Here is a 12268-nt window from a genome sequence, read left to right as displayed (position 1 = left end):
ACAATATTTTTAGGAATTATCGCGGTGTACATAATTATTTACGCAAGTGGCAATACGTTTTTTTTGTATAAAAAAAGCGCGGGGTGGTCCCGCGCAAAAAGGTATGACAATGTTATTGTTTTGCAGCAATACTCAGGAATTACTCAATTATCATGTGTCAACCTTGAAAGCAGAAAAGCAGACTAAGCAAAAAAAGACTTATGCTTTCACGCACATGACGTGATACACACCGTCAATAATTTCCGTTCCTTCGGTTTCATGTTCAAAGCCAGGGAAGTGATGGTCCCAGGACTGCAACGAACGCAGGTATCCGATCTGCGGGCTGTTGGCGTCGCCAAAATTTTCACCGGACAGCAGCATAGGAATTCCCGGTGGGTAAGGAATTACGGAATTTGCTGCGATACGGCCCTGCAGATTTTCGATGGCCACCATCTCAACGTTGTCGCTTACTATCGCGTTATAAGCTTCACGCGGGGTGATTTCCGCGACAGGCAGGCCGGAGTAGGCCGCATTGAGTTTGCTGCCAGGGTTGTTTTCTTTCAGCCATGCAAACATGGTGTCGCCCAGGTCGTGAATGCCCATGTTTGCGTAAGTGTCGGGATGTTCCTCTACCAGTTCAGGCATAACCTGCGACAGCGGAGTATTGGCATCGTAGTGGTGTTTGAAAGAGCACAGTGTGTTGATTAATGTGCCCCATTTTCCACGGGTGATACCCATTGAGAACAGGAACATAATCTGGAAATCGGTAGTACGTGTTGGCACGATACCGTGACGTCCAAGCCAGGCTGTGACCAGAGCTGCCGGTACGCCGGACTCTTCCAGTTCGCCATCGTCGCCCATACCCGGTGCCAGAATGCTGACTTTAATCGGGTCCAGCATGCTCCAGTTATCCGGCAGGTCTTTAAAACCGTGCCAGGATTCACCCGGCCGCATCACCCAGCAATTTTGGTCAGTGGTCAGGAGTTGGGTTGGCGCGTCAGCAAAGTCATAGGTTTTGCCGGTCTGCGGATCGGTTACGACCTCTTTGTTCCACGGTTTGAAGAACCAGTCTCCCTCGGTAGTGAACTCTTTGTATAACCGCGCCATGGCTTGACGGAAGTCGACTGCTTCGTCGATCACTTCCTGAGTCAGCGACAGGCCGCTGTTGCCGTCCATCATGGAGACTGCCACGTCGTTCGATGCGCAGATGGCATATAACGGCGAGGTGGTGGCGTGCATCATATACGCCTGGTTAAAGCGGGAGAAATTGACGGCACCGCGACCTTCACGAACGTGAATGTAAGAGGCCTGAGAGAGAGCATTCAGCAGTTTATGGGTCGAGTGGGTGGCAAAAACGGTTGGGCCGTTATGGTCGCCAGGCTCGCCACGCATTGCGTAGTGATCGGAATAGATCGGGTTGAAGCGGGCATAGCCGTACCAGGCTTCATCGAAGTGAATGCGATCGCTGGTTTGCGCTAACAGATCCTGCGCTTCTTTCGCGTTGTAGCACACACCGTCGTAGGTGCAGTTGGTTACAACGCTGTATGACGGTTTTTGTCCTGCTTTACCTTTAGTCAGCGGGCTTTCGCTGATTTTTTTCTGCAGAGTTTCTGGCTGCATTTCCTGCGGGTAGATAGGCCCGATAATGCCGTAGCGGTTGCGGCTTGGCACCATATACACCGGTTTTGCTCCGGTGAGGATTAACCCCTGTTCGATAGATTTATGGCAGTTACGGTCCAGCACCACCACATCGTTATCGGTCATGCATGCCTGCATGATAGTACGGTTAGAGCCGGAGGTTCCGACTACCACGGACCAGGAACGGTCTGCGCCGAACACGCGGGCGGCATTTTTTTCGCTTTCACCAAATGCGCCTGTGTGGTCGAGTAAAGACCCGAGATTGGTACGTTCAATCCCCATGTCGGTACGGAACAGATTCTCACCGTAGTAGTCATGGTACAGGCGACCAGCAGGCGTTTTGGTGAAACCGACACCGCCCTGGTGACCGGGCGCTGCCCAGGAATATTCATGGACATTGCTGTATTTCATCAGGGCGTCGAACAGCGGTGGTAATAACTGTTGACGGTAACGGGTCATCGCCGCCATGGCGCGACCCGCGATAAAGTCAGCGCTGTCTTCAAGAATCCAGGCGAATTCATCGACAAGCTCCAGCAGGTCGCGATCCAGTGACGCGGTGGCCTTTTCCCGATCGCCCAACAGGAAAACAGGGACGTTTTGTTGGCGTTCGTGAAGCTTACCGATCAATTGCCTGACATTCAGGTGTTCATCTTGTTGTTCCATTTGATAGCTGAACATCAGGCAATCAATGGCTTCATTCGCGGCGAGGATGGCGTAACCGTCGTCGAATGAGGTGGACTTAATGACGGTAACATTTTGCCGACTTAAAGCATCAGCCAGACGTTCGACAGCGCTACCGACCCAGGTGTCCTGATGCAGAAATTCACTTTCAACAATTAATACTTTCATCGTCTTTTCCCGTAGTGGAGGATGTGTGACGAGGGCAAGTATTTACCTGATAAATAAGTGAGTAAAGCGGTCAATAAACAGACTGTTTGAGTTTTTTATCCTTTATAAACAATTTATTAGATAAAGGATTGAGCCGTTTCTGTCCCCTGTTTATCGACAGGGGAATTATTTTTTTGGCTGATAGTGATATTGCCAGGTGCTCAGGTCGTTGAGGATTGCCGCCGTTGTTGGCTCAGCTTGCGGTATTGCTGTGGCGACATACCAACGAACTTGTTGAAGGTGTCGTAAAAGCGGCTGCTGGAGCGAAATCCAGCGGTGAGTGCGACATCCAGAATTGTTTTATCGGTATCGCTAAGTAGTGCGCGGACGTGGTTGATACGCATTGCGGTAATGTATTGCTTCATGGTGAGTTGCATTACGCGCTGGAAAATCCCCATCGCATAATTGGCATTGAGTTTTACGTGTTCCGCAACATCGTTGATGGTGAGTGCTTGATCGTAGTTGTCAGCGATAAAGCTCAGCATCTGGCTTACGTAAAACTGGGCGTGCCGGGATACGCTGTTTTTGTGTGTGCGCGAGGTTTTATTGACCAGGATTGGCTGCCAGCCAGAAAGGTTAAACCGCTTAAGCATCAGGCCAATTTCATCGATGGCAAGCTGGCGGATTTGTTCGTTCGGGCTGCTCAGTTCCTGCTGCCAGCGCTGAACTTCAAAAGTGCTCAACTGCTGTGTGGCCAGTGATTTTATCACCATGCCGTGGGTGACGTGATTGATCAGCTCGCGGTCCAGTGGCCAGGAGAGAAACAGGTGCATAGGTAAATTGAATATCGCCATGTTCTGGCAGGTGCCGATACGCGTCAACTGATGCGGTGTACAGGCCCAGAATAGCGTGATATGGCCCTGTTTTATCTGCACCACTTCGTTATTGATCAGATACTCAACATCACCATCGAACGGGACGTTGACCTCCACCTGGCCATGCCAGTGGCTGGTGGTCATGGCTTGCGGCGGGCGCAGTTCGATATCCATACGTTGATATTCAGAGTACAGCGTTAGCGGGCTACGAGTCTGCGGTTCATCACTATTGCACATGTGCGGATCAAGGGGGAGGTGTGGCGTTGGCAGCGTATTCATGGTTGCTCCATTTCCTGAATTATCAGAATCATGCCATTTGCCGATGGATAAGACTGAGAATTGAGGCGCAAATCGCTCCACTGCGAGTGTAGATAGTCAGATTTTTGGGTCGCATACTCTGCTTTTTGGTCAATTTTATCCCATAAACTCAGATTGTTCGTTGACGGAAGGGGGATCTGAGTTTTTGGGAGTGCTCATTACAGAAGCCGGAAGTTTTCATGGAAACCCCGTGCCACCATGACGATATTCAACAACGTTCTGGAGAGTGATGATGTCTGCACCTAAAATTACCTTTATCGGCGCCGGTTCCACGATCTTTGTAAAAAATATTCTCGGGGATGTCTTTCATCGTGAGGCGCTGAAATCGGCGCATATTGCCTTAATGGATATCGATGCGACCCGCCTTGAAGAGTCGCATATTGTGGTGCGTAAGCTGATGGATTCAGCTGGCGCTTCCGGTCACATCACTTGCCATACTGAACAAAAACCGGCATTGCAGGATGCCGATTTTGTGGTTGTCGCGTTCCAGATTGGTGGTTATGAGCCGTGTACCGTCACCGATTTTGCGGTTTGTAAGCGTCACGGGCTCGAGCAAACTATTGCTGACACGTTAGGGCCCGGCGGCATTATGCGTGCGCTGCGCACCATTCCACATTTATGGCAGATTTGTGAAGACATGACCGAAGTCTGCCCGCATGCCACTCTGCTTAATTACGTCAACCCCATGGCGATGAACACCTGGGCAATGTATGCCCGTTATCCGCATATTAAGCAGGTGGGGTTGTGCCATTCAGTACAGGGAACGGCGGAGGAGCTGGCCCGCGATGTGAATATCGACCCAGCCTCTTTGCGCTATCGCAGCGCCGGGATCAACCATATGGCGTTTTATCTGGAGCTGGAACGCAAAACTGCCGATGGCAGCTATGTGGATCTTTACCCGGAACTGCTGGCAGCCTATGAAGCAGGGCAGGCTCCGAAACCGAATATTCACGGTAATACGCGTTGTCAGAACATTGTGCGTTATGAAATGTTCAAAAAATTAGGGTATTTCGTCACCGAGTCGTCTGAACACTTTGCCGAATATACACCGTGGTTTATCAAACCGGGACGCGAGGATCTAATTGAGCGCTACAGGGTTCCGTTGGATGAATACCCGAAACGTTGCGTGGAACAACTGGCTAACTGGCATCAAGAGCTGGAAGAGTACAAAACGGCTGCGCGTATTGATATTAAAGCGTCGCGAGAATATGCCAGCACTATCATGAACGCTCTCTGGACTGGTGAACCGAGCGTAATTTATGGCAACGTTCGTAATGACAACCTGATCGATAATCTGCCTTCAGGTTGCTGTGTTGAAGTGGCTTGTCTGGTCGATGCTAACGGCATTCAGCCGACAAAAGTTGGTACCCTCCCGTCGCATTTGGCGGCAATGATGCAAACCAATATCAATGTGCAGACACTGCTGACGGAAGCCATCCTGACGGAAAATCGCGATCGTGTTTATCACGCGGCAATGATGGATCCGCACACCGCTGCGGTATTGGGGATTGAGGAAATTTATGCGCTGGTGGATGACCTGATCGCAGCACACGGTGACTGGTTACCGGGCTGGTTACATCGATAAGGTCATTTACATCAGTCATGCACAGGCCGGATTAGCGTGAGCAACATCCGGCAATCAGTTGGTGGCAATTAATGCATAACGCCGCAGCTGTCGACAATGAATACGCGCCAGAAAAATTACTGTAGTCAATGCTCCGAGCAGGGCGCAGAACATATCCGACTGGGTGTCCCACGGATCTCCCTGTGTGCCAAGGAAGTCATCAGCACCCTGACCCATCGCCAGCGCTGCCCACCATTCAATCAGTTCATAGGTAGCGCTAATCGCCAGGGCCACGCAGCAGACTAAAAATGCCAGCATCTTACGCCCATGGACAATATTGCCGCGCACTAAAATTTCTCTCGCCGTCAGTGCAGGGACCAGTCCCTGGAAGAAGTGCCCCAGTTTGTCGTAAGGGTTGCGGCTCAGATTCAGCCACTCCTGAACTTCAAAACCGATGGGAACTTTGGCGTAGGTATACATGCCGCCCACCATCAGAATGATGGCGTGAAAGAAAATCAGCGTGTAGAGCAGTGGTGTTAATGGATAGCGCTTTACCGTGGCAAGTAACAGCGGCACGACAATAATGACCGGCGTAACTTCCATCAACCAGGTGATTTTTTCTGTGGCACTAAAACCGGTGTAGATAAGGATAAGCGCCAGCAGCAATGCGCCAGCGTTGAGCTGCGATGTGTTGAGTGTGCGGTTCATGGTGACTTTTCAACGAGTGGAAAAGCCTACTATTTACCGGGAACGATAAAATTTCAATGCCAGTAATTAAGGGGAAAAGTTGGCCCGGGGGGATCACCGGACTGACCCCAATGGTTGAGTATCCAACTATTGGGAGCAGTCCAGTGCCGGGCCGAATGGCTTATTTCGCGCAGTTAGCGCATTGTTTGCTCACGATTTGCTGGAAGAAATCGTTACCTTTGTCATCAACCAGGATGAAGGCCGGGAAATCTTCGACTTCGATTTTCCAGATGGCTTCCATCCCCAGCTCAGGGTACTCCACGCATTCCAGATGCTTGATGCTCTGCTGCGCCAACACCGCTGCCGGACCGCCGATGCTACCTAAGTAAAAACCACCGTGTTTGTGGCAGGCGTCTGTCACTTGCTGACTACGGTTACCTTTCGCCAGCATGATCATGCTACCGCCGTGGGACTGCAGCAGATCGACATAAGAGTCCATACGACCTGCAGTAGTTGGGCCTAAGGAGCCTGATGGATAACCCGCTGGCGTTTTTGCCGGCCCTGCGTAGTAGATTGGGTGATCTTTCACGTACTGTGGCAGACCTTCACCGGAATCAATACGTTCTTTCAGCTTAGCGTGGGCGATGTCACGACCCACAATGATGGTGCCGCTCAGAGACAGGCGGGTAGAAACCGGGTATTGAGAAAGCTGGGCGAGGATCTCTTTCATCGGACGGTTAAGGTTGACCTTAACCACTTCGCCTTCGCCCGCCTGACGCAGTGATTCTGGAATGTACTGGGCTGGGTTATGTTCCAGCTTTTCAATCCAGATGCCTTCGCGGTTAATCTTAGCCTTGATGTTACGGTCAGCGGAGCAGGAGACCCCCATACCTACAGGGCAGGATGCCCCGTGGCGAGGCAGGCGGATTACGCGGATATCATGAGCGAAATATTTTCCGCCAAACTGTGCACCGAGGCCAAGTTTCTGGGCTTCTTCCAGCAGTTCCTGTTCCAGTTGAATATCGCGGAATGCCTGACCATGGGCATTACCTTCAGTCGGCAGCGCGTCGTAATAGTGCGTGCTGGCCAGTTTTACTGTTTTGAGCGTGCTTTCCGCTGAAGTACCGCCAATTACAAATGCGATGTGGTACGGCGGGCAAGCGGCAGTTCCGAGTGTGCGCATCTTCTCTACCAGGAAATTCTTCAGCTTCCCGGGAGTCAGCAGCGCTTTGGTTTCCTGATACAGATAGGTTTTGTTGGCAGAGCCGCCGCCTTTGGCGACACAGAGGAATTTGTATTCGTCACCGTCCACGCTGTACAAATCAATTTGTGCAGGCAGGTTGGTGCCGGTATTCACCTCTTTGTACATATCCAGCGCCGCGTTTTGTGAATAGCGCAGGTTATCTTCAATATAGGTATTAAATACGCCTTTGGAGAGTGCAGCTTCGTCACCGCCGCCAGTCCAGACGCGTTGGCCTTTTTTGCCCATGATAATTGCCGTGCCGGTATCCTGGCAGGTTGGCAATACGCCTTTGGCGGCAATTTCGGAGTTTCTCAGGAATTGCAGCGCAACGTACTTATCATTTTCGCTGGCTTCTGGGTCATGGAGAATGGAGGCGACTTGCTGTTGGTGTTCGGGGCGGAGCATGAAGGAGGCATCGTGGAAGGCTTGCTGAGCCAGTAGCGTAAGTGCTTCAGGTGCTACTTTCAGGATTGATTCGCCTTCAAACTCGCCGACGCTGACGTGATCGGATGTCAGCAGGTAGTACTCAGTTTTGTCTTCCCCCAGCGGGAAAGGCGCCTGGTAAGTGAATTCAACTTTTGACATTTGCTTCCAGCCTTTTCATTTTTATCAGGAATTTAAAAATTCTCTGTATCTTAAAGGTGGCGTGCCGTACAAAACTGGACGGCACGCGAAGTGTGGTTACAGGAAACCGTACATTGCGGCGAATACCCAGCCAAAGACACAGGATACGCTTACGCCGATCAAACCAGGCAGAATGAAGCTGTGGTTGATAACGAAGCGGCCAATGTGGGTAGTGCCGGAACGGTCAAACTGAATGGCCGCCAGATCGCTCGGGTAGGTCGGCAGAATGTAGTAACCGTAGCATGCCGGAGCAGAGGCAACGATGTACGCTGGATCTACCCCGATTGCCAGCGCAACCGGAACAATAGCCGCCAGCGCTGCAGCCTGGGAGTTTACAAACTTAGAGACCAATAACAGAACAACCGCATAGGCCCATGGATACTCTTTCACCATGTCGCCCAGTACGCCCTGAATTTCAGACATATGCGCGCCGAACATGGTTTCCGCCATCCAGGCAATACCGTACACCGCTACAATCGCGATCATACCTGAACGGAAGACTTCATTTTTTGAGATAGATGCGGGATTGGTTTTCGTCAGAATGATAATCAGTGCGCCAGTCAGCAGCATGAACATCTGAATAACCAGAACCATCGACAGCGGTTTGCCGCCAAAAGAAGGACGCAGTTCAGATACTGCGCCGAGCACGGCAACAACGGCGATAGCGGCCAGGAAGATCCACATTGCCAGCCAGTTGCTCTTCGGCAGCTTTTTGTCTAACAGAGTCGCGGTGTCGCCATACACATAATGGTGGTTTTCCGGTACAGAGATAAACTTCTGGAACTCTTCATCTTTATCCAGATCTTTACCACGGAACCAGCTGAAGATACCGATAGCCAGGATACCCAACAGGGTAGACGGAATAGTGATGCCGAGCAGGTCGAGGAACTCAAGATGCTTGCCTTCAAACGTCACGTTGCCCAGCATTGCGACCAGTGACACAACGGCTACGGAAACCGGGCTGGCGATAATCCCCATTTGTGCGCCAATAGAACTCGCTGCCATCGGACGTTCCGGGCGAATATTGTTCTTAATGGCTACGTCATAAATGATTGGCAGAATGGTGTATACCACATGGCCTGTACCACAAAGAATGGTCAGGGTGCAGGTAACAAACGGTGCCAGGATGGAAACGTATTTTGGGTTACGGCGCAGCAGCTTTTCAGCAATTTGCAGCATAACGTCAAGACCGCCGGAGGCTTGCAAGGTTGCAGACGCGGCCACTACGGCAATAATAACCAGCATAACGTCTACAGGTGGTTTACCTGGCTGGAGATGGAAAACAAAAACCAGGATGACCAGACCGATACCGCCTAACAAACCCAACGCGATACCGCCCTTTCTGGCGCCATAAAACAAACATATTAATATTATGAGAAGTTGTATACTAAATAACATTTTATTTACCCTCGCGAAAAAACCAGTCAATTTTTAAAAAATGGATCTGCACCACATTCTTTTGTGCTGGAATAAGCATCAGAAAATGGTCAATATTCGGTATGTCCGTATTTGCGATTAATGTTCAAATGTCTGGTTAAAATGTTTCTTTATGATTATTAGAAATATTAAACTTTCTTTCTGTGGCTTTGTTCAGAGGAGAGAATCCTCAGGCGATGGGAAGCAGGGCTTGTTATGAAGAGCAGTGGCTGACGCTGTACAGTCTGTATTTTGTCCTGGTTATCCAGGCGCTTATCATCAGCTTTATGTTTTCCGCTATTACGTGAACCACCGGCACAATGGGTGAGAGGATTATTTGTGTGATCACGCTCACGCCAGTTCATGATGTAATGAGGTTGGCTCGCGGATACTTTTATTTGCTCACAAAAATGTACGGTGTCCATAGTACGTAGCATGTTCTCCATTGCTACCAGCTAGATTTTTATGTCTGGTTAATTTCAGACTAATCCTTTATGGGTAAAAATACACACTCTGTGAGTTAGATAATACTTAATTAACTTTTGTTAGCGATTTTGAAATTAAAAACAGTGTGACGTTTGTCAATATTAAAATAATGCATTAACATATCATATACAAATATATTTGATCTAACGCAAATCACTATTTTACTGCGTCAGCAAACAAAAAAGGGATTTTTCATTATCTTAATAATTGTTACTTTTATATAACGAATAATCCCAGATATGTGTTTTATTGGCAATATTGTTTAAGCAATGAGTAATGCTCGGCTTGAACACGATAACGATAAACTGGTCTGCCAGTAACGCCATAATGGATGCTGGTAAATAAGATGTGACAATTGACTAACCAGATGAGGTATTTACGACAAGAGACGCGGGAGATATTGACCTCGTTTGCCAGTTCATCCGTAGAAAACTCTTGATCCTGGTGCTCATCAATCCACTGGCATAGCGTACGTAACGTCTGGGGGGTTAACCCTTTGGGCAAGCGCCGCGTTTCCTGTTCGCTGGAAGAGTTGCCATGGATCAGTTGGTCAAGCTCTGACTGTTCATAGTACTGGTGTTTTTCCATCTCCGTCTTCTTGTGCAGCCAACTGGTAAGCGCTTCTTCAAAACGGGATGCCTGAAACGGTTTGATCAGATAGTCAACCACACCGTAGTGGAGTGAGTCTTTGATGGTTGTGGCATCGGCGGCGGAGGAGATGACAATGACATCACACTTGCAGCCTTCACTATGCAGAACGGGCAACAGGTCCAGACCGTTTTCTTTCTGCATATAAATATCAAGTAAAATCAGATCAATGTGGTGCTCGCCTTGAAAAATTATCTCTTTGGCTTTCTCCAGCGTAGAGGCGGTCCCACAGCAATGAAAACCGGAGAGTTGCGCCACATATCGACGGTTTAATTCCGCTACCATTGCATCGTCATCGACAATTAAGACATTGATCATCTGCTGGCCCTCTCACCATTCCACGGTAACTGTACAAAAAATTGGGTGAAGATCCCTGGTTCAGACTCGACGGAAATATTGCCGCCAACGCTTTCAATCTGCTGTTTAACAAGCGCTAAACCTACTCCCCGTTCGGTTCCTTTTGACGAAACGCCCTTCTCAAAGATGTGATCAATATGCTCGGGGGCGATCCCCGGGCCATCGTCATTCACTTCACAATGCAACCAGCCGTGTCGATAGTGTAAGGATACGCTGATCTCCCCACCCGGTTCTTGACCTAGCGCCTCCAGAGCGTTTTCAATCAAATTCCCCAGAACGGTAATCAGTACAGCCACCTGATCTTCATTACTGTTTTCCGGCAATTGGCTTTCATTACTAATAACCAGGGAATGGCCTAAATCTGATGTGCGATTAATCTTACTGAGTAAAAAACCCGCGATCACCGGGGATTTTATTTTGCCTAACAGTGAGCCGATCTCTTCCTGATAATTGTTCGCAGTCTTAATGATATAATTCTCCAACTGCTTATAACTTTTCAGGTGCAATAAGCCCAGAATCACGTGCAACTTATTCATGAATTCGTGGGATCGTTCACGAAGTGCATCGGCATAGTTGACCATACCATCCAGACGTTGCATGAGCTTACGGACTTCCGTCTTATCTCTGAACGTTGAAATGGCCCCGATGATCTTACCGTTACTGAGTACCGGTACGGTGTTGATTAAGAGTAGCCGATCTTTTACCGTGATCTCCTCATCACGGCGTGGCGTCCCATCACGTAATACTTCTGAAAGATCGACCACTTGCGACCACGCATGGCTGAGCGTTGAGAGCTGCTCATCGTCTTGTGATTTACGGTAATCAAGAAGCTCCTGCGCTGCCTGGTTTATCAGTGTCACTTCACCACTTTCGTCAACGGCAATAACGCCTTCCTTTATAGAGTGCAACATTGCCTGGCGTTGTTCGAACAGGTTGGATATTTCATAAGGCTCCAGGCCAAACAGAATGCGCTTAAGGACCTTAACCAACACCCATGTGCCCAACAACCCAACCAGAACACCAAATAAGATGGACCAAATGATGCTACCGCGACTGTCATTGATCTGTTCGGTGACCCTGCTTAGCTCCAGGCCGATCGACACGACGCCAATCTGCCGGTGATTTTCATCATAGATAGGAGTAAAGACGCGTAGTGCTTTAGCCAGAAAGCCGCGATTAATGGCGACGTTCTCTTTCCCTTGTAGCGCCAGTAAAATGTCGTCACCTTTAAACGGTTGACCGATTCGCTGCGCTTCAGGGTGCGAATAACGGATGCTTTGCATATTAGTGACAACGATGAACAAGAAATCGTTGCTCTTATTTACCGCCAGGGCAATTTCCTGAATACCACTCTCTTTGGGCTTTTTTGCCAGACCGCGGCGGATCTCTGGAGAGTCTGCCAGTGTTCGCGCGACAGCCAGCGCTTTGCTTGCTAACGCATCACGCGTCATATTGCTGATTTGTGAGAAGTAAATCAGATGAACGACAAGCAGCACGGAAAAGAGTACGGCACTGACCATGAGAATCACGGTTGTACCGAGTTTCATTGGGCGTTTACGTATAGCGTAGCGTTGCAGAGTGTGTCTCATCGTGGTCCAGGAATCA

8 protein-coding genes are annotated in these 12268 nt (G+C 49.4%); 1 reads left to right on the top strand and 7 read right to left on the bottom strand.

Going from position 1 to position 12268, the window contains the following annotated elements; genetic code table 11:
• Positions 1–198: 198 nt before the first annotated feature.
• Both adiA and melR read right to left on the bottom strand, forming a co-directional pair.
• Positions 199–2466, bottom strand: coding sequence for an arginine decarboxylase (gene adiA / locus SK36_RS18925; protein ID WP_048222363.1), 2268 nt, complete (start codon positions 2464–2466; stop codon positions 199–201).
• Positions 2467–2666: 200 nt separating this feature from the next.
• Positions 2667–3599: a transcriptional regulator MelR gene (gene melR, locus SK36_RS18920; protein WP_045438806.1), complete on the bottom strand. Its 933-nt coding sequence runs from the start codon at positions 3597–3599 to the stop codon at positions 2667–2669.
• Positions 3600–3867: 268 nt separating this feature from the next.
• Between melR and melA the strand changes: the two genes are divergently transcribed.
• Positions 3868–5223, top strand: a complete 1356-nt coding sequence (melA, locus tag SK36_RS18915; protein ID WP_156184452.1) for an alpha-galactosidase — start codon at positions 3868–3870, stop codon at positions 5221–5223.
• A gap of 54 nt (positions 5224–5277) precedes the next feature.
• On the opposite strand, the gene SK36_RS18910 is transcribed toward melA, so the two are convergent.
• The 5 genes from SK36_RS18910 to SK36_RS18890 all read right to left on the bottom strand — a co-directional run bounded on the left by SK36_RS18910 (position 5278) and on the right by SK36_RS18890 (position 12252).
• Positions 5278–5910, bottom strand: a complete 633-nt coding sequence (locus SK36_RS18910; protein ID WP_048222358.1) for a DUF2238 domain-containing protein — start codon at positions 5908–5910, stop codon at positions 5278–5280.
• 160 nt (positions 5911–6070) lie between these two features.
• Positions 6071–7717, bottom strand: a complete 1647-nt coding sequence (gene fumA, locus SK36_RS18905) for a class I fumarate hydratase FumA (protein ID WP_045438812.1) — start codon at positions 7715–7717, stop codon at positions 6071–6073.
• A 96-nt stretch (positions 7718–7813) separates the two neighbouring features.
• Entirely contained in the window at positions 7814–9154 is a 1341-nt protein-coding gene (dcuB, locus tag SK36_RS18900; protein ID WP_045438818.1) for an anaerobic C4-dicarboxylate transporter DcuB, read from the bottom strand.
• A 750-nt stretch (positions 9155–9904) separates the two neighbouring features.
• On the bottom strand, positions 9905–10624 hold the full coding sequence (dcuR, locus tag SK36_RS18895) for a two-component system response regulator DcuR (protein ID WP_045438821.1): 720 nt from the start codon (positions 10622–10624) through the stop codon (positions 9905–9907).
• Positions 10621–12252, bottom strand: a complete 1632-nt coding sequence (locus SK36_RS18890) for a sensor histidine kinase (RefSeq protein WP_045438823.1) — start codon at positions 12250–12252, stop codon at positions 10621–10623. Before SK36_RS18890 ends, dcuR begins: the two co-directional genes overlap by 4 nt.
• Positions 12253–12268: the final 16 nt, after the last annotated feature.

The sequence above is a fragment of the Citrobacter sp. MGH106 genome, assembly GCF_001037495.1.
Classification (GTDB): domain Bacteria; phylum Pseudomonadota; class Gammaproteobacteria; order Enterobacterales; family Enterobacteriaceae; genus Citrobacter; species Citrobacter murliniae.
Note: the sequence above shows the minus strand (reverse complement) of the source record. Positions and strands in the feature narration are given on the sequence as shown.